This window comes from Mechercharimyces mesophilus (assembly GCF_059818345.1).
Map to the genome: position 1 here is coordinate 1,383,185 of NZ_JCBAPH010000001.1, position 17,741 is coordinate 1,400,925.

General features: G+C 47.4%; 18 protein-coding genes. 3 read left to right on the top strand and 15 right to left on the bottom strand.

The window, feature by feature from the left end:
• Positions 1 to 4: 4 nt before the first annotated feature.
• Genes sdaAB through AC6RGY_RS06820 form a run of 4 tightly spaced genes read right to left on the bottom strand, consistent with a single transcriptional unit; the run spans position 5 to position 3,639 of the window.
• Positions 5 to 661 (bottom strand): L-serine ammonia-lyase, iron-sulfur-dependent subunit beta, encoded by a 657-nt coding sequence (sdaAB, locus tag AC6RGY_RS06805; protein ID WP_499860989.1) that lies wholly within the window; start codon positions 659 to 661, stop codon positions 5 to 7.
• Between the two features lies 1 nt (position 662).
• Positions 663 to 1,529 (bottom strand): DegV family protein, encoded by an 867-nt coding sequence (locus AC6RGY_RS06810; protein ID WP_499860991.1) that lies wholly within the window; start codon positions 1,527 to 1,529, stop codon positions 663 to 665.
• A gap of 16 nt (positions 1,530 to 1,545) precedes the next feature.
• Complete coding sequence (locus AC6RGY_RS06815) at positions 1,546 to 3,261, bottom strand: DAK2 domain-containing protein (RefSeq protein WP_499860994.1); 1,716 nt, start codon at positions 3,259 to 3,261, stop codon at positions 1,546 to 1,548.
• Between the two features lie 12 nt (positions 3,262 to 3,273).
• Positions 3,274 to 3,639, bottom strand: a complete 366-nt coding sequence (locus AC6RGY_RS06820) for an Asp23/Gls24 family envelope stress response protein (RefSeq protein WP_499860998.1) — start codon at positions 3,637 to 3,639, stop codon at positions 3,274 to 3,276.
• A gap of 272 nt (positions 3,640 to 3,911) precedes the next feature.
• Here AC6RGY_RS06820 and rpmB point away from each other — a divergent pair, with 272 nt between their 5' ends.
• Positions 3,912 to 4,100: a 50S ribosomal protein L28 gene (rpmB, locus tag AC6RGY_RS06825; protein WP_499861001.1), complete on the top strand. Its 189-nt coding sequence runs from the start codon at positions 3,912 to 3,914 to the stop codon at positions 4,098 to 4,100.
• Positions 4,101 to 4,126: 26 nt separating this feature from the next.
• On the opposite strand, the gene spoVM is transcribed toward rpmB, so the two are convergent.
• The 10 genes from spoVM to AC6RGY_RS06875 form a co-directional block, all read right to left on the bottom strand.
• Positions 4,127 to 4,249, bottom strand: coding sequence for a stage V sporulation protein SpoVM (spoVM, locus tag AC6RGY_RS06830; protein ID WP_499861004.1), 123 nt, complete (start codon positions 4,247 to 4,249; stop codon positions 4,127 to 4,129).
• A gap of 245 nt (positions 4,250 to 4,494) precedes the next feature.
• A complete protein-coding gene (locus AC6RGY_RS06835; RefSeq protein WP_499861007.1) occupies positions 4,495 to 5,175 on the bottom strand; it encodes a thiamine diphosphokinase in 681 nt (226 codons plus the stop codon).
• 18 nt (positions 5,176 to 5,193) lie between these two features.
• Positions 5,194 to 5,859, bottom strand: coding sequence for a ribulose-phosphate 3-epimerase (gene rpe, locus AC6RGY_RS06840; protein ID WP_499861008.1), 666 nt, complete (start codon positions 5,857 to 5,859; stop codon positions 5,194 to 5,196).
• Entirely contained in the window at positions 5,853 to 6,749 is an 897-nt protein-coding gene (gene rsgA, locus AC6RGY_RS06845; protein WP_499861010.1) for a ribosome small subunit-dependent GTPase A, read from the bottom strand. Before rsgA ends, rpe begins: the two co-directional genes overlap by 7 nt.
• A gap of 35 nt (positions 6,750 to 6,784) precedes the next feature.
• Positions 6,785 to 8,488: a Stk1 family PASTA domain-containing Ser/Thr kinase gene (pknB, locus tag AC6RGY_RS06850; RefSeq protein ID WP_499861012.1), complete on the bottom strand. Its 1,704-nt coding sequence runs from the start codon at positions 8,486 to 8,488 to the stop codon at positions 6,785 to 6,787.
• Positions 8,485 to 9,249, bottom strand: coding sequence for a Stp1/IreP family PP2C-type Ser/Thr phosphatase (locus AC6RGY_RS06855; RefSeq protein WP_499861014.1), 765 nt, complete (start codon positions 9,247 to 9,249; stop codon positions 8,485 to 8,487). The genes pknB and AC6RGY_RS06855 overlap by 4 nt, the downstream gene beginning before the upstream one ends.
• 168 nt (positions 9,250 to 9,417) lie before the next feature.
• Positions 9,418 to 10,470 carry a dual-specificity RNA methyltransferase RlmN gene (rlmN, locus tag AC6RGY_RS06860; protein WP_499861016.1) on the bottom strand — a complete coding sequence of 351 codons (1,053 nt, stop codon included), beginning with the start codon at positions 10,468 to 10,470 and terminating at the stop codon, positions 9,418 to 9,420.
• Between the two features lie 111 nt (positions 10,471 to 10,581).
• Entirely contained in the window at positions 10,582 to 11,706 is a 1,125-nt protein-coding gene (locus AC6RGY_RS06865) for a Ger(x)C family spore germination protein (protein WP_499861017.1), read from the bottom strand.
• Positions 11,690 to 12,859 carry a GerAB/ArcD/ProY family transporter gene (locus AC6RGY_RS06870; RefSeq protein ID WP_499861019.1) on the bottom strand — a complete coding sequence of 390 codons (1,170 nt, stop codon included), beginning with the start codon at positions 12,857 to 12,859 and terminating at the stop codon, positions 11,690 to 11,692. Before AC6RGY_RS06870 ends, AC6RGY_RS06865 begins: the two co-directional genes overlap by 17 nt.
• On the bottom strand, positions 12,856 to 14,436 hold the full coding sequence (locus tag AC6RGY_RS06875; RefSeq protein ID WP_499861021.1) for a spore germination protein: 1,581 nt from the start codon (positions 14,434 to 14,436) through the stop codon (positions 12,856 to 12,858). The genes AC6RGY_RS06870 and AC6RGY_RS06875 overlap by 4 nt, the downstream gene beginning before the upstream one ends.
• Positions 14,437 to 14,577: 141 nt before the next feature.
• Here AC6RGY_RS06875 and AC6RGY_RS06880 point away from each other — a divergent pair, with 141 nt between their 5' ends.
• Both AC6RGY_RS06880 and AC6RGY_RS06885 read left to right on the top strand, forming a co-directional pair.
• Positions 14,578 to 15,057, top strand: coding sequence for a hypothetical protein (locus AC6RGY_RS06880; RefSeq protein WP_499861023.1), 480 nt, complete (start codon positions 14,578 to 14,580; stop codon positions 15,055 to 15,057).
• A gap of 50 nt (positions 15,058 to 15,107) precedes the next feature.
• A complete protein-coding gene (locus tag AC6RGY_RS06885) occupies positions 15,108 to 15,590 on the top strand; it encodes a hypothetical protein (protein ID WP_499861024.1) in 483 nt (160 codons plus the stop codon).
• 82 nt (positions 15,591 to 15,672) lie between these two features.
• Here the strand turns inward: AC6RGY_RS06885 and AC6RGY_RS06890 are convergent, their stop codons facing one another.
• Positions 15,673 to 17,697: a DUF7948 domain-containing protein gene (locus AC6RGY_RS06890; protein ID WP_499861025.1), complete on the bottom strand. Its 2,025-nt coding sequence runs from the start codon at positions 17,695 to 17,697 to the stop codon at positions 15,673 to 15,675.
• Positions 17,698 to 17,741: the final 44 nt, after the last annotated feature.

Genomic DNA, 17,741 nt, shown 5'->3' on the forward strand with positions numbered 1-17,741 from the left:
CCATTTAGAGGATGGTCACTCCCGTGATCCCCTCTAGTTGAGTGATCTCGTCCTTTACTTTTTCTTTCACCGTCTGATCCGTTTCGATCGTCATCAGAGCCTGTGAACCTTTATTCTTTCGCGAAACTTGCATATAGCTCACATTGATCTCATGTTTTGCCAAGACGGTAGCTACACGGGCAATCGCTCCATGTTGGTCTTGATGCATCACCAATAAGGCCGGAGCACTCCCCGACAACTTTAAATCAAAGCCATCCAGTTCGGTAATTTCCATCTTGCCACCCCCAATGGAAATCCCCACAATTTCCAACGTCCCTCTGTCATCTTCCAGTCGCAAACGAGCCGTATTGGGATGATCAGGAATCTCTTCTGACTCCGATATCTCAATCTCCATTCCCGCTTGCTCCGCTAAATCCAAAGATTGTACAATTCGTTTATCAAAGGTATCAAAGTTTAAGATTCCGCCTACGATAGCAACATCGGTGCCATGACCGCGGTACGTTTTCGCAAATGAACCATAAAAGGTAATGACCGCTTTCGTCGGCTTTCGCCCAAAAAGGGAGCGGGCCGCACGACCAATGCGTGCTGCACCCGCTGTATGCGAGCTCGACGGTCCAATCATGACGGGGCCGATAATATCAAATACGGACCGAAACTTCATCTTACTCCCCCCGTACTTTCTCGTGCTCAATGGCCGCAATGGCAATGGCTTTCGGTCCCGCGTGAGCTCCGATCACAGGACCGACATACGTTCGGATTAACTCGGTAACGTCGAAAGCATCGTTTAACTTTCCTTCGAACTTATCTGCTTGTTCATCATCATCCGCGTGAATGACCGCCACGGTAATAGGAGAAGAAAGATCTTCTTTCAGGAGCTCCATAATCCGATTCGTAGCCCGGTTTTTCCCGCGTACTTTTTCCACCGGACACACCTCACCCTCATCATTGACGGATAAGATCGGTTTAATATTAAGCAGTGTTCCTACCAGGGCAGACGCTTTTGCGATCCGTCCATTCTTCTGAAGATACTCCAACGTATCCACCAAAAAATAAACTTTTACATGATCACGCATGCGATAAGCAAGTTCCACACATTCGGTTAATGACTTGCCTTCTTTGGCCGCACGTGCTACCGCCACCACCATCATCCCAAATACATAAGAAGGCTTCTTGGAATCGATCACTTCGATTTCAATTTCTTCTTCCACCATGGACTTCGCCAACATCGCTGATTGATACGTCCCGCTCATCGCAGAAGATAAATGAATAGATAAGATCTTCGTTGCTCCATCGGCTGCGGCTTTGCGATAAGCCTCTACAAAGTCCAGAGGGGATGGTTGAGAAGTTGTGGGTAGTACATCGCTTTCCTGTAACTTTTGGTAAAACGCTTTTGGCGAGATGGTTTCCTTATCCAAATAGGTCTCTTCGCCAAAGTGCACTTTGAGGGGAACGACTCCGATCCCCAGCTCTTCAATCATCTCCTGCGGTATATCGGATGTACTATCAGTGACAATCCGTACCTGGGCCACCCTCATCCCTCCTGACTCATTCAACTGCAAAGATGAAGAAATACAACGGCTGTTTTCCTTGATGAACTTCGATTTCCACTTCCGGATACGTTTCCTCCAAGAAGGTGCTGAGAGCGGTTACTTGTTCTTCTGTTGCATCTTCGCCCGTAATCACCGTCACGATTTCTACATCTTCATCCAACATATTGGATAAGAGTTCTTTGGCCGTTTCCAAGAGGTCAGGACCGACGGTCTCGATTTTCCCCTCTTCGATACCGAGAAAATCCCCTTCTTTGATCTCAAACCCATTGTACTGCGAGTCGCGTACCGCATAGGTGATTTCTCCGGAGCGCACATGGGAGAGGCTTTCCAACATCTGCTCTTTGTTTTCCTCTGGCTCTGCCTCCGGACGGAAAGAAAGCATCGCAGACAATCCTTGGGGAATCGTCTTCGTTGGTAGAACAGTAATCGGCCTTTCCACTACATGGGCCACTTGCTCTGCCGACAAGATGATGTTCTTATTGTTCGGTAGGATCAAGACATGCTCACAGTGTAACTCTTCGACAGCTTTGACAATGTCTTCGGTGCTCGGGTTCATCGTCTGACCGCCCTCAATCACCTTGTCCACTCCGATACTGCGGAAGATCTCAGCGACACCACTTCCACTGACGACGGCCACAATGCCGTATTTTTTCTCTTCCTCGGGTGCTTGTTCGACCGCTGGAGCTGGGGTGGCTACGTTTTGCTGCGCCGCTTCGCCTTCTTTACGAACAATTTCGCTATGTTGTTCACGCATATTATCAATCTTAATGCGTGTCAAATCTCCATATTCACTGGCAACATTAAGCGCATCCCCAGGGTATTCGGCATGTACATGAACTTTCACCAAGTCCTCATCCGATACCACCAAGAGGGAATCACCCATTTTACTCATCCGCTCACGGAAATCTTGCTCATGAAAAGCCTTCGTCTCACGACGCTCTGAATTTAAGAGCACCATAAATTCCGTACAGTAACCAAACTCAATATCTGCCGGGTCCATATGAGCTCCCACGTGTTCATGGGCCGTTTTTGAAAGCGATTCCATAGAAATGGATGCACTTTGACCCGACGGGGTTGTGGTTACTTTTAGCGGTTCGCCTTTCAAGGCAGCGAGCATCCCTTCATAAATAACCAGCAAGCCCTTGCCTCCTGCATCTACCACACCCGCTTGAGCGAGCACGGGCAGTAGCTTTGGGGTTCGTGCCAGCGAAGCTTCGCCTTCTTCCAAGACCGCTTCCATGACAGTAATTACATCGTCGGTCCATTTAGCGGTTTCGATTGCCTTCTCCGCTGCTTCGCGCGCCACCGTCAACACCGTTCCTTCAACAGGCTTCATCACTGCTTTATACGCGGTGTCAACACCCTTTTGGAAAGCGTCTGCTAATTTCTTCGCCGTAATCACATCTTCTCCTTGCATTCTCTTAGAGAAGCCACGAAAGAGTTGTGATAGGATGACACCGGAATTTCCGCGTGCCCCCATCAATAACCCCTTGGCGAAAGCAGCAGCGCTCTCGCCAATGTGGTGAGAAGCATTCTTCTTCATTTCTTCTACGCCAGAAGTAAGTGTCAAATTCATGTTGGTACCGGTATCCCCATCTGGAACAGGAAATACATTTAGTGCATTTACCATTTCCACGTTCTTACTTAAGTTATGAGAACCCGTCTGCATCATTTCCGTTAATTGTTTTCCATCGATCTGCTGGTGTGCCAACAGTGCTCCTCCTTACTCTTCGTTCACCATTCGAACACCTTGAACTATGATATTAACTTCCTTAACCTTTAAACCAATCATTTGATCCAGTGTGTATTTCACTTTTGACTGCACATTGGAGGCAACTTCCGAAATCTTCGTTCCATAGCCGACGATAATATACATATCGAGCACGATATCCTCATCCACCGAACGAACCTCGATGCCTTTACTCCAATTCTCTCTCTTTAACAGCTCGCTAATTCCATCTTTCAACTGACTCCGTGAAGCCATGCCTACCAGACCATAGCAATCCATCGCTGCTACTCCGGCAATGTTGGCAATTACTTCATTGGAAACATCAATTTGGCCAAGCGTGCTTGTAATCTCTAAGCTCATCACTTCTGCCTCCCTGTGATAGGGTATAAATCACGAGACAACATGCGGAGGATAAAGGCTGGGACACTTTCTCCTGCTTCTAACCTCTTGCCTCTGTATTAGGGCTATTGTACAACATCCCCATCAAGAAAAAAAGGTGACCCAAGGTAATCTTACTAAAGCGCCCATCATTCTTGCAAGCCCTACCGGGATATGCTAGAATGATGTAGTCATTTCTTGAGATCGTTTTTCCTTCAAGAAAGTTGCAGGTTGTTTTAGAGGAGGTTATACCTATGGCCCGTAAGTGTTATGTAACCGGTAAGAAAGGGCATGCTGGCAACAAAGTCAGCCACTCCAACCGGAAAACACGCCGCAAATGGGGTGCCAACGTACAAAAGGTACGTATCCTAGTCGATGGCAAACCAAAGCGCGTCTATGTTAGCACCAAAGCATTAAAATCCGGAAAAGTAACCCGCGTCTAATGATCGCGGGTTTTTCCCATATAAGCTTATTTTTTTGTTTTTTCCCCTTTTTCCTTCTTTACAGCACGCTCTTTTTTGTTATTGGTACTAAGAAAAGCTTTTACGACTCCGCCGAGGAACTTCGGGAGCTTTATCGTATAAAATCTCACCCCTACCCCTCCTCCTTGCCCCTATAAGTCTCAAGTAGCCCAATCTCTTTTAGAAATAATGGATCATTAGGCCCTATCGTTATTTATATTCTATAGGAGAAAAAGGGTGCCTATTACCCGATCCGCAAATATACTCTTGCCTTTTTTATTCACTCAGGGTCATTTCTCACATATTTTCTTGGGTAAAAGCCGAGACAAAAAGGGAAAAGAGTCAAGTTCCCCTTCCCCAGTCGTCTCTTGTTCACTTAATCTCTACTTTCAACGACCAATAACTTCCCTGTCATTAACTCAATCTTTCCACTTTCTCCGATCAGTTCATTGCTGATTGCTAACGGGTGAGAACGCTGTAAGGTGGCATGGGTCAAGGGATAGCGAAAGCCCGTCAGCGTAACACCCGTCACCTCTTCGGTCACGGGAAGTAACGAGAGGTAGGGATGAAGCTTTTCGACGGTAAGAGTCGACTGCCCCACCAGCAAGCGCACCTGATTGGTCACATGAACCAGTCGCCCCTTCTGATTATGGTTGGCTAGCCACTCCAAAAGCGAGAGGTTGGCGAGGGCATGATCCAACCGCCCACCACCAAGTGCCCCCAGTATCACCACTTCTTCCGGAGCGAGACGGACAGCCCACTCCAAAGCATAATGGGTATCCGTGCGATCTTTTTCGGCTGGTAAATGCCTATAAGGAATTTGCTTTTCTTTCAATAACGGCACCAAAGAAGCTCCCGCACTGTCGAAGTCTCCCACGACAAGGTCGGGTCTTATTCCTACCTCCCCCGCGGCCCATGTCCCACTGTCCACGGCAATCAGCCCGTCTGTTTCCTCTACGATCTCCCAATCTGACGGGGATACTTCTCCTCCTGCCACCACCACCAGTCGCTTTTTCTCCTGTAGCGAGGCAAACAACTTTTCATGTGGCGTCTCCATCCGTCTCACTTCCCATCCTTAGTCCATCGTCTCAGCTGCCTTACGCAGTTGATTCATCGCCCCTTGCCGATCTTTCTGGGCAAAAATGGCTGAACCCGCCACCAACACATCTGCCCCATGTCGCACCACTTCCCCCGCCGTCGCAGGGGAGACACCACCATCCACCTCAATGTGAATATCGGGCAGTCCTTGCTCGACGCACATCTGACGCACCTCTTTAATCTTGGGTAACACGCCTGGCAAGAAAGCTTGTCCGCCAAAGCCAGGGTTGACGGTCATTAACAGCACCAGGTCTAACTCCTTTAGGATCGGCTCTAACATGAGAGCTGGCGTAGCAGGATTTAATACCACACCCGCTTTTGCGCCATGTTCTTTGATGAGAGATACCGTACGTGCCAGATGAGGACACGCCTCTTGATGAACGGTTATGTAGTCCGCACCGCTTTTGGCGAAAGCCGGGATCAGGGCATCCGGATTCTCGATCATCAGATGAACATCCAACGGCAGGTTGGTATGTGGACGAATCGCTTCTACGATCAAGGGGCCTAACGTAATATTAGGAACGAAATGACCATCCATCACATCTACATGAATCCAATCTGCTCCTGCTTCTTCTACCTCGCGGATTTCACTCTGCAGACAAGCAAAATCCGCCGATAAGATCGACGGGGCCAGTTTTACCATTTCTTATACCTCCATAGTTCTTGGATTTCTTCAAGAAATTGAATATAGTGTGCGTAACGTTCCGAGCTCAGTTCACCCGTAGCTTCCGCCGTGCGTACGGCACAACCCGGTTCTTGGTGATGCAGACATCCACGAAAGCGACAAGATGCCGAGAGGGCATCCAACTCGGGAAAGCAAGGGCTCAGTTGCTCTGCTTCCATTCCGGTAAAGTCCAGTTGGCTAAAGCCGGGGGTATCCGCTACTTGTCCACCTACCGCTAGGTCCAAGATGCGCACCTGGCGTGTCGTGTGGCGACCACGCCCGCCTTTGTGACTCACCTCTCCCGTCTCTAGCTGCCACTGTGGCATAAGAAGATTAAGTAAAGAGGATTTACCCACTCCCGATTGACCCGCAAACACAGAAAGCACCCCTTCTAAGTAAGGGATGAGCTCGGTCGCACCTTTTTCCTCTTTTGTACTTACTACGACGATGGGGTAGCCTGCCTGTTGGTAGCGCGTACGAATCTGCTCTACTTCTCCCTCATCATCCTCGGTCAATAAGTCACGCTTCGTCAAGCAAATCACGATACGTAATCCTTCTCGCTCACAGTGGACAAGAAAGCGATCCAGTAGCGTCGATTGGAAATCAGGCTCCCGGAGTGAACACACCACAATCGCCTGTTCCACATTGGCAATGGGAGGGCGAACCAACTGTGTCTGGCGCGGATAAACCTCCGTCACCACACCTTCACCCGGCGTCGTCTCCTCATACATCACCCGGTCACCGACAAGCGGAGAGAGTTTCCTCTTCTTAAAAACTCCCCGCGCACGGCACTGAATATCTTTCTCTGCCTCCGGTGTACGCACATAGTAAAAACCACTGATGGCGCACACAATCTGGCCCTCTGGCATATCATCCCTCCTTGGGGTAGGAATTTATTTTATCTTTACCTGGATCGTATAAAAACAGTAACCTCAGTTCCCTTCCCAACCATTTCTCCAGGCTTAGGACTCTGATCAACCACAGTCCACATTTCCCCATTACCCTCGTAAACTCTCTCCTTTTTTAAATCCAAATGATCATACTTGTTAGCCCACTGCTCTATACCATACTCTGCTCCTCTATCCGACTTTTCATAGTAACCTACGAAATTCGGAACCTCCACCATGTCTCCATCCGAATTGGCGTACAGTGTCACGGTCTCTCCCGCGTCCACACTGGCGCCAGGTTCCGGCTTCTGACCATGCACTTCACCGGAACCAAAATCACCATTCTGTTCTTCTTCAATCTGGGCTTTTAATCCCTTATCCTCTAACCAATTCTCCGCTTCAGCCCTAGACTTCCCTTCAAAATTGATTAGTTCTATTGCTTCCCCGCCACGCTCCTCACCAGCTGGAGATTCGGCGGAGTCTCTTTCAAGCATATTAGGAACTCCGAGTAAGAAATTAAACAATCCAAAAGCCAGAATAATGATTACACTAACTGTAAACAGACCAAACATCGCTTTTTGCCAGAAGGGCATGTTGGCCTGTGCATTTTCCAGCCAGACGACGGTCTTCTGAAACACGGTTTTATCCTTGTCCGCTGGAACATTTTTTAAGCGCTCCAAGCGGGTCATCGTATCTTGCCCCACCGTGTTTTGCCTACTAGAAGCGGCCTGCTCTTCATATCTAGGTGCGGAAGAAGTGGCCCCTTCCCCTGTTTGCTCTCTCTTGTCCTGTGAGGCAGCGCTGACAAATTCACGCGTCGTCGAGCGCGGTGGCAAGGTAGGGTGTTGCTCTTCTCTTACAAAATGCTTCTGCATCGGAGTCCACTGTGGTTCCTCTCCCCATTGAGGTGGGAAGGCAGCACGGATCTCTTTCATCATCTCCCGTGCCGAACCAAAGCGTTCGTCCGGCTCTTTGGACATCGCGCGTAAGATAATCTGGCGTAGATTCTCCGGAATCTCAGGATTCAACTTCGCCGGATCAACTGGATCTTCTTGCAAGTGCTTCAACGCAATGCTAATGGCCGATTCACCATCAAAAGGCAATTGCCCCGTTGCCATCTCATACAAGACGACACCCAATGAATAAATGTCCGACTTTTGTCCAATATAACCACCGCGGGCTTGTTCAGGTGAGAAGTAGTGAACAGATCCCATCACTGAACCCGTCTGGGTAATGGTAGACGAGGTCGTGGCGCGGGCGATCCCAAAGTCTGTTACTTTTACCCGTCCGACGGCCCCGATTAAAATATTATGAGGTTTAATATCACGGTGCACGATGCCATTATCATGTGCGTGGGCCAATCCATCGCAAATCTGCGCAGTTAAGTGGGCCGCTTCCGTTGGGGGAACCGGTCCATGTTCCTCAATCATCTCTTTTAAGGTAGGACCTTCCACATATTCCATCACGATATAATGGGTATAGCCATCTCGTCCAACGTCATATACACTTACCACATTGGGATGCGAGAGACTCGCTGCTGCTTGTGCTTCGCGACTAAACCGTCGTAAAAATTCACGATCATTGCTAAGTGATTCATTAAGTACTTTAAGGGCAATATAACGATTGAGCATAATATCTTTCGCTTTATAAACAACCGCCATCCCGCCCCCGCCTACTCGGCTGACAACTTCATAACGATCCCCTAATTTCTTCCCAATCATCGGTTTATCTCCTCCCTCCGTTCGGAGTTCTCTTTGTAGTTAACCAATACTAGGGAGATATTATCTACTCCACCTGCCGCCAAGGCTTCCTCCAAGAGGTGATCCGCTTGGGCAGCAATGGAACGATCCGACGTAAGCGTTCGCCCAATCTGATTAACCTTCACCATATCTACCAGTCCATCCGAACAGATTAACAATGTATCCCCATCTGCCCATGGAGTCGTAATCACATCAGGTTCCACTTCACTATCCGTCCCAATCGCCTTTACGATGATATTTTTTTGCGGATGATGGAGTGCTTCTTCTTCTGTAATTTCCCCATGTTTCTTTAATTCGTTCACCAAAGTGTGGTCCTCAGTCAGTTGATACAACCCTCCTCGGTGAAGCAAGTAGCCTCGGCTATCTCCTACATGAGCGAGCACAATCTCTCCCTCACGTATCACAGCAGCCACAACCGTTGTTCCCATACCATGCAAGGAAGGGTCTTTCTCTGCCATCTGATACACTTCACGGTTGGCCAATTTTACCGCTTTCTTCAGTTCACGCTGGATTTGATCCGTCGCGGTATCCGTCGCCAGCTTATTCAGCTCACGCTGAACCACATCTACGACTTGTTGACTCGCAATTTCCCCAGCCTGATGGCCTCCCATGCCATCCGCTACAATGGCTAACAACAAGCCCTTACCTGTTTCAAATAGACCCACTCGATCTTCATTGTGATCACGCACTTTGCCCGTGTGCGTTCGCCAGGCCATTTCCATACAGCGCTCCCCTTTCCCATAACCAGTGCGTCTCTACTCTACTGTACCACTATTATACGTTGAGTTTGTGTCCGTTAGCCACCAAAATAGCAGATTCCCTTGCGAAGAAAAGTTAATCTCCTACTCCCACCATGGAGTAGGAGATCAGTTGTCTCATTTCCCCTACCTCTAAGACGTCTGACCCGTCTTTTCGTTATGCTTCGCACGCAACTGCCCACAAGCGGCGTCAATATCCGTCCCGTGTTCGCGGCGTATGGTTGCATTTACCCCATAGGTCTCTAATATACGCTGGAATTGGAATATCTGATTGCGCGGTGTTCGCTGCATATCGCGTTCCATCACGTTATTAATGGGAATAAGATTGACAAGGCAATTCATCTTGGTCAGAAGTTGACCCAGTTGGTGTGCATGCTCATCCCGATCATTTTTTTCTTTAATCAGGAGGTACTCAAAGGTTAAACGGCGTCCTGTCGTCTCAATATAGTAGTGACATGCTTCCATCAACTCGCTCAAGGGATAGCGATAGCTCACCGGCATCAGCTTCTTACGCAATTCTTGATTGGGTGCGTGCAGGGAGATCGCCAAACCTACTTGAAGCTTTTCGTCAGCAAACTTATAAATCGACGGTACGATCCCACTGGTCGAGACCGTGATGTGGCGCTGACCGATATGAAGACCCTCTTCTTCATTCATGATGCGCAAGAATTGAAGTGTCGGCTCATAATTTTCAAACGGTTCACCAATCCCCATGATGACGATCGATTTAACGCGCTCATCACCCAATTCATCCAGCGCTCGTTGGGCTTCTACCACTTGAGCCACAATCTCTCCGGCTGACAAGTTGCGTTTTAGACCGCCCAAAGTGGAGGCACAAAAAGTACACCCCACACGGCAACCTACTTGTGTGGTGACGCAGACACTCACCCCATAATTATGCCGCATGAGAACTGTTTCGATGGCATGCCCATCGTGAAGGGAGAACAAAAATTTGATCGTCCCATCCTGCGACGTCTGCTTCGTTAAAACCTCTAATGGCTTTAAAGTAAATGTCTCCTGGAGCACTTCCCGCATCTTTTTCGGGAGATTGGTCATCTCATCAAAAGAGGAGACCCGTTGTTGATAAAGCCAATTCATCATCTGATCAGCCCGAAAGGAAGGCTGCTTGTTTTCTTTCATCCAGGCATACCAGTCTTGATGCCGATAATCGTATGCCAAACGCATGGTACCACAACTCTCTTAGTATAAATAAATTCAAAAATCCCCTTCAAAACTTTCCTTATTATATCAAGCAACCCGACCAATGAAAAGCATCCCCTGCTCTTCTTCCATGGACTAACGATTCTCCAGCCCAATCCGCTTCACCTTTACATCGAATTGGACATCAATTTGCGCCTTTACAAAAGCTTGATCCTCCCAATCAATCGCTTTCCAGATCGCAGGGTAACGTGCACGAATATCATCCCCATAAATGTATCCATCATTGCGATACTCTTGTTGCAATATCTGTAACAACTCGTTGCTGTTTTGTTTGTATTTACTGGCAACCGCTTTCTCCACCTCTTGTAAAACTTCCGATTGGGAAAGATTAAATGTCCCCATCTTCTCAATGATCGTTCCTTGTATCTTAATGGGGTTTTGAATCACTACTTGAGATCCCTTTAACTCCACTTTCACCTTGCTCTTAATGTTATCGGGTCGAAAAATCACCTTTCCTCCTTGAACAGAGGCTTGAACCACTTCTCCTGCCCGTTTCCCATCAATTTGTTCCAATATGGCACTCTTTTCCGCGTCAACCGAACCAATCATTTTCGTTTCTTTATCAAAGAGTGCTAATCCTTTCCATTCGATCTTTTCTTCCTTTACTTCTATCAAATTAATCAAGGGATTGGTTGCTGGGTTAGAAATTTTATTAAAAACCGTGCCCAGTGTCGCATCAGGCAACCATCCATCTTTCAAGCCGTTTTCGATAAGGTCACGAATATACATAGCAGGCAGGAGGTCCAATTTCGGTTTAAACATTAATGCTTCGCTTGCTTTCCCCTTGACTACCAAAGGCCACAAACGACGGCGAAGGCTAGGCTGACGCCTCAGACCATCCATCAGGTCTTGTAGTCCCTCTTGTGCGAGCTCTTCACTAAATACAATCACCTGTGTATGGCCGAGAAAGACTTCTTGGTTGGTCTGCTTTTGCACACTACTTAAGGCCGTGTTCAGGGTGTCTCCCTGTCCTTTAAATATCTGTACGGCCGCCCCTCCTCCACCCCCTCCTCCATCAGAGCCACCTATCATCGTAGGAACGGGAACTTGTACAGTAATCTCATATCCCTCTTCGAACTTATCAAACCCAATGGCCATGACCGTAGTGCGTTCTTCTAATTCACGTGCATCCCAACAGCCACTTAACAGGAACACGCAACAAAGAAGAAGAAAAATGTACTTCTTACTGCTGGGTGGCATGCTGATCCCCCCGTTTTTTCCCTTGTTTTCGCACAAGGGAAATCAAGAGTAATAGCAAAGGAAAGACCACTGTCATTACCAATCCCAGCACACCAATCCATTTTGAATACAGTAAGATATCCTGAATGTTACTTGGCCAAGCAGCAATACCAAACAGCACCGGCGCGCATACCCATGCAATCCCTCTGCGATAACGAGCTTTCAGCCGAAATAGAGAAATCACGAGTGCAATAAACGCAGTCATATAATTAATCAATGTTGTAAACACCGTGGTCACCCAAATCGTGATCACCAGCGATTCCAGTCGTTCAAAGATGAGTACTTTAAACTCTGCCGCCTTGACCAATTCCAATACCGGCCACATTAAATGGGCGATTTCATTAGAGCCGAAGACGGCCAGAGTGGATAAAAAGGTGAGAAGATAAAGAAACGTCATCATGATGATCACACCGAAATGCACGCGCCAAGAGCGCTTTGGCTCTTGGTAGTAGGCACTAAACATCAATATAACCGAATAGCCACCAAACATGACCCCTGCCGCCACCAAGCCATGAAGCATGTTGTTGCCAGATACCTGAAAGAGGGGAAGTAAATTGTTGATCTCACCCTTTTGAAACCCTGTCGCCACCGTCAATGGCACCGGAATAAAGGAAATCAACAAGATAAACTCGTTAAAGCGAGCCACCACATGCGGAGGATTTGCCACGACCAAAACCGCACCTAATATCAACGTTCCCGTAATGAGAGAAAGCGGGGTTTGCACATAGATGGAACTAACCACGACCTCTCCGAACAATCGAGCAGCGAAGCCGGCGGAAGTAAGCCAGAAGACAGCAAAGGAAAGAAAGACGACCGAACCCAATACTACTCCTAACCAGGGGAGTGATTTTGTTCCTAATATCTCTTCCGTGAACTGAACCAAGTTCTTTCTAGGGAAACGCGCACAAAGTAATGTGATGATAGACACAACGACAAGAATGAGCACGCCACCAAGAAGAATCGCCCAGATCCCGTCTTCTCTCGTGTAATGAACCATGATAGCTGGCAGAAGGAAAATGTATACCCCCAATATGGAATTAAACATCAGGGCAAATGCCTGATAACCAGAGATGGAAGCGCCTCCCGCCTCTCGTAAGTTCGGGTGTCCTCTCATTCGACTGGCCCTCCTTCTCTTTTGTTGTCCTGTGGCTTAAATAGACTGGGTCGCTCTTTCATCCAGGGCCAAGGGACCCGAATCAAGGTATCCTTTACATCATTCCAACGGAAGGGAGCGAAAGGAGCTGTATACGGCACACCAAACGAACGCAACTTGACAAGGTGAAGCAAGACCAACAGCAAGGCCAGGATAATCCCATATAAACCCAACACAGCCGCAGCCAACATAAACGGAAAGCGAAGCAGACGCACAGAAATCGCTGCATTGTAACTCGGATTCGCATAGGAACTAATCGTGGTCAAACCAACCACGATGACCATAATGGGACTCACTACTCCTGCCGACACCGCTGCATCACCAATAACCAACGCCCCCACAATGCCAATCGTCGGACCAATCGGTCCGGGTAAGCGAATACTCGCCTCGCGTAAAATTTCCACACTCAACTCCATCGCAAGTGCTTCCACAATGGAGGGAAAGGGGACCGTGGCTCGACCGGCCGCCATAGCAATCCCTAGGCGTGTCGGGATCATCTCAGGATGAAAGGAAACGAAAGCGATATACAGAGAGGGTAATAGCAAGGCAATGAAGAGGCTCAAGAGGCGCAATCCCCTTAGGAAGGAAGAAATGAGGTAGCGCTCATAATAGTCTTCTGGACTATAGTAAAACTGAGAAAAAACCGCCGGGGCAATCAAAGCATGAGGCGTTCCATCGACTAAGATGGCCACCTTTCCCTCCAACAAATGACTAACTACTCCATCCGGGCGTTGGGTGTTTTGCAATTGTGGAAAGGGGGTCCAAATATTATCTTGAATCATCTCTTCGATATAGCCGCTCTCTAAAATACCATCAATGTGAATCTCTTTGATCCGCTTCGTCACTTCATCTAGAAGCCCTTTGTCCGTCACCCCATGGAGGTACAAGAGCTCCACGTTGGTTTGTGTTCGTTTCCCTACCTTTAAGTCCTTAATACGCAGGTCCGGATCTTTGAGTCGACGACGTACTAAGGCTGTATTGACACGAATGCTTTCGCTGAACGCCTCCCGCGGACCACGAACCACGGATTCGGTCGATGGCTCGGATACGGAGCGATAGGGAAAACCTTTGGAGCCGATCACAATGCCTTTATCATAACCATCAATCAGAAGAGCTCCATCTCCTGATAAGATCCCGTCTACCAGGTCTTTCAGCTTCGTTGTAGATTGTGTTTCCCCTGTTTGCACCAAGCTTTCTTCAATCAACTTTTGTAAGTCTTCTTCTTTTGATTCCATCTTTTCGGCGCCCATCATTAATGTACTCAGGACAAACTTGTCCAATAGGGGCACATCTGCCATTCCATCCAGGTACAAAAGCGCTGCTTTCCGATCCGGTTGATACTGAATTGTGAAGGAACGGAGGATCACATCCGCTCCATCTCCCAATAAAGTAGTAACAAATTGCGTGTTTTCTTCGATGTTCTTCGAGATCTTCTTCTCGCTTACTTTTTGGTCCAACTTTTGTTCATACCGCTTTTGAAGTTGTTCTTTCTTTTTCTTTTCTTTCACCTTTTTGGGACGAATAAAGCCTTTTGCCATCTGTTATCACCCTGACTTTACCGTGCCCCATCCTATGCACTCTCATACCTTGATCGATGTGTATTTTCCTTTTAATACAATTTAAGAAACTATTAAAAACTAATCTCATATAATAGATTAGATAGAGAAAGGAGGAAAAATATGTCTAGCCAGTTTGAAGCTCGTTTTTTTACGCCACCCACATCATTTTCAGGTGTCGAAAGGGATGGAACAGCCGTAAATATAAACGTCGTTGGAGATTTGTTTTTTAATACTACTGCTGGTTCAACCCCTACTGGGGGACCACTGGTCATTTCCTTTACAATCAACACTACCAACTATAACTTCCTTTCTACTGATGGTGGATTATCTGCAACAGTAACCAGTAACAATATCTTGGTCTTATCCGGATCAGGAACACTCATCAATGTAGGGACAGGAGAAGCAAATGACGCTACACTCGATTTTCTACGCATCCCCCTTATCGATCCAACTGGCAACGGTGTGATGCGAACAATTGCCCTTGACGAAGTTAGTGTTTTCCGTTTCTTTATTACTGTACCGGATACGTTGGAAGATTTTCTTGTGCATGTACGGAGAAACGCTGGATCGACCGATATCGGTCTATTCAGAACTTATTAACAGTTGATTTATGAAGTTTCATACCACAAAGAAAGGTGGGAAACCGATTTATGACTACAACATTACGAGCTCGCTTTTTTTCACCTCCCACATCGTTTTCTGGTAGTAGTAATGGCAATTCCGCTACGATCAATATCGTCGGAGATTTGTTCTTTCCTTCTCCTTCCGGAACAGTCGTTGGAGGACCTTTGATTATAAGCTTTAATATTTTAGGAACAAACTATGCTTTCCTAGCGAATAATCGCCAGATAAATGCGACAAAAACCAGCAGCAATGTCTTGGTGTTATCTGGAGCGGGTACTTTTATTGATGTGGATATGGGAGTGACCTATGAGGCAGAGCTGGATTTCCTACGAGCTCCTCTCAGTCTCGATTCCTCAACCAGTGGTTCCATCAAAACAATTGCTGATGATCAAAGTAGTGTTTTGCGCTTCTGCATTGATGTACCTGACACCGGCCAGCAGTTTCTTGTCTTTGTACCCAAAAATGGCTCCACTACGATCGGACAATATCAAAAAATCACATCCTCCTAAGCAATAAAAGCAGAAGAACCGACCTGTGCAGGTCGGTTCTTTTTCAAAATGAGGTAAAGATAGCCGCAACTAATAACCTTGTTTACTCTCCCAATATACCTACAAACCCTGCCGTTTGCCCATATAGCTGTTCTTGATACGCTCCTTCTACGACAGGATAATTCTCCGACTCCGTCGTACCAGCAATGTAAACCCGCCCTCCTGCGTCCAGGGCAAGAGCGTTCGCAGATTCCCCAACATTCCCCCCCAAGTAAGTAGAATAGAGAGCATCGGTCCCATTCAGGTTGATTTGCGTGACAAAAGCCTTCTTGTAACCCGTACGACGGGTTTCCATAGCGCTTGCCGTTGTTGGAAAGTCCACAGAGTAGGTTTCTCCCGCTACCCACGCATGGCCCAGCGCATCCACCTGTACAGCGAAAGCCAGATCGGAAGCACTTCCTCCTAACAAGGTAGAATAGAGAAAGTGGCTACCAGAGCGATGAATCTTGGTAACAAAAGCGTGATGAAGTCCTTTTCCTTTTTTCCGATAGGCGCCTTTGGTAACAGGGAAATCGGTAGAAGTCGTCTCTCCCACAACATAGACATGCCCACTTTTCCCTACGGAAATGGCATGCCCCATATCGGACTCACTCCCACCAAGAAAAGTGGCAAACACTATTCTCGAACCGGTAGGGTCTAACTTAGCGACAAACGCACTGCACTCTCCCTTTAATTCTGCCTGAATCGCACGAGCCGAGACAGGAAAATCAGCAGAATCGGTTGAACCCGTTAAGTAAACACACCCTTCTTTATCCACGACCAGCTGGTTTCCATCATCTACGCCTTCCCCACCGAAAAAAGAAGAATAAAGCAGGGTTTTCTTTTCTTTTTCTAGTTTAAGGATAAAAGCATTCTGTTCTCCTCTTAGCTCTCTTTGTACGGCATGTTGGGTAGTAGGAAAATCCTCACAATCGGTTCCGCCAGTGAGCACAAGGTTGCTACATTCATCAAACGTAACCGCATTGCAGTAGGTGCCTCCCTCTCCACCGATATAAGAAGAATAGATCAATGCGCCTGAAGCATCGATTTGTGTAATGAAACCACTAAACTCCCCTGTTGTTTCTCTTTTCAAGGCACCCGCGGTCATTGGAAAATGGGTAGCGTAAGTCTGTCCTACCACATACGTATTTCCTTTCTGATCAGCTACCAGCCCGTTGGCAAAGCTAGCATCTTCTCCTCCCATATAGGCTGTAAATTGACGCACACCTTCTTCATTCAGCTTGGTGACAAACGCATCTTTATGTTCTCCTTCTTCTAAGGAAAACGGACCGCTACCATCGGGAATCTCCCACTGGCTCACATATCCACCCACATAAATATTTCCCTCTCCATCAAGATCAAGCGCCGTTCCTTCCGAATCATGCCCTTCACCAATGTAGCTGGAATAAAGGAGAAGCGGATCGATGATGATGGGGGCATCCTCGTTTGCACCCTCTACACAAAAACCGATCTCCATATTGTCATATAATTGAAAGGAAGTGAGTAGCTCCTCTCTCCCCTGCTCTGTCTCTTGGAAGCTGATCGGCTTTTCTTCGACTAAGATACCAGAGGGTGTATGAATCTCCAAATTGCCCTTTTCATCTAACATTAATCGCTCAGCCCCTTCATATCGGAGACGGACCGAGGCAGTAGAGGCAGCTTGCTCCACATGAAACTCGTATTTTAATCGTTCTTGCTGTCGTTTGAAGACCGCTGAGACGCCATCCCACACATCTTGATAGGTAATCACATCATAAGTAGGAACATTCTGAATCCAGTTGCTATCATCTCTGCCCCGATAATAGTGTAACCGCTCCTCACTCTCCTTTCTCCCCTCCACTTTTACATGTGGGGAACAATCGACCAAGCAAAGCTTAACGGAATACCCGGTAATCCCTGTGCTCTCTTCTTCTTCCTCGTCGTCGATCTCAATGGGCTTAAAGACAGAAAATAGCACCCCATCTGGATAAAAAGAAAAGGAAGAAGCAAACTCCCCTAGTGAATAAAAAAGACAATTCGATTTTCTCTGTCCCTGATTTGGAACAAACGAGAACGGCACACCCAGTTGCTCCAGCAAACGCTCATCCATCCACTATTCCCCCTCATATGCTTTCGCTGTAAAATATGTCTGTC

What these genes read in the sequence shown, in the direction of transcription:
- AC6RGY_RS06875 (WP_499861021.1), bottom strand. Translation starts at nt 14,436, where the DNA reads ATGGCAAAAGGCTTTATTCGTCCCAAAAAGGTGAAAGAAAAGAAAAAG.
- AC6RGY_RS06885 (WP_499861024.1), top strand. Translation starts at nt 15,108, where the DNA reads ATGACTACAACATTACGAGCTCGCTTTTTTTCACCTCCCACATCGTTT.
- pknB (WP_499861012.1), bottom strand. Translation starts at nt 8,488, where the DNA reads ATGATTGGGAAGAAATTAGGGGATCGTTATGAAGTTGTCAGCCGAGTA.
- AC6RGY_RS06855 (WP_499861014.1), bottom strand. Translation starts at nt 9,249, where the DNA reads ATGGAAATGGCCTGGCGAACGCACACGGGCAAAGTGCGTGATCACAAT.
- AC6RGY_RS06865 (WP_499861017.1), bottom strand. Translation starts at nt 11,706, where the DNA reads ATGCCACCCAGCAGTAAGAAGTACATTTTTCTTCTTCTTTGTTGCGTG.
- sdaAB (WP_499860989.1), bottom strand. Translation starts at nt 661, where the DNA reads ATGAAGTTTCGGTCCGTATTTGATATTATCGGCCCCGTCATGATTGGA.
- rsgA (WP_499861010.1), bottom strand. Translation starts at nt 6,749, where the DNA reads ATGCCAGAGGGCCAGATTGTGTGCGCCATCAGTGGTTTTTACTATGTG.
- AC6RGY_RS06870 (WP_499861019.1), bottom strand. Translation starts at nt 12,859, where the DNA reads ATGAGAGGACACCCGAACTTACGAGAGGCGGGAGGCGCTTCCATCTCT.
- rpmB (WP_499861001.1), top strand. Translation starts at nt 3,912, where the DNA reads ATGGCCCGTAAGTGTTATGTAACCGGTAAGAAAGGGCATGCTGGCAAC.
- rlmN (WP_499861016.1), bottom strand. Translation starts at nt 10,470, where the DNA reads ATGCGTTTGGCATACGATTATCGGCATCAAGACTGGTATGCCTGGATG.
- AC6RGY_RS06880 (WP_499861023.1), top strand. Translation starts at nt 14,578, where the DNA reads ATGTCTAGCCAGTTTGAAGCTCGTTTTTTTACGCCACCCACATCATTT.
- AC6RGY_RS06890 (WP_499861025.1), bottom strand. Translation starts at nt 17,697, where the DNA reads ATGGATGAGCGTTTGCTGGAGCAACTGGGTGTGCCGTTCTCGTTTGTT.
- rpe (WP_499861008.1), bottom strand. Translation starts at nt 5,859, where the DNA reads ATGGTAAAACTGGCCCCGTCGATCTTATCGGCGGATTTTGCTTGTCTG.
- AC6RGY_RS06820 (WP_499860998.1), bottom strand. Translation starts at nt 3,639, where the DNA reads ATGAGCTTAGAGATTACAAGCACGCTTGGCCAAATTGATGTTTCCAAT.
- AC6RGY_RS06835 (WP_499861007.1), bottom strand. Translation starts at nt 5,175, where the DNA reads ATGGAGACGCCACATGAAAAGTTGTTTGCCTCGCTACAGGAGAAAAAG.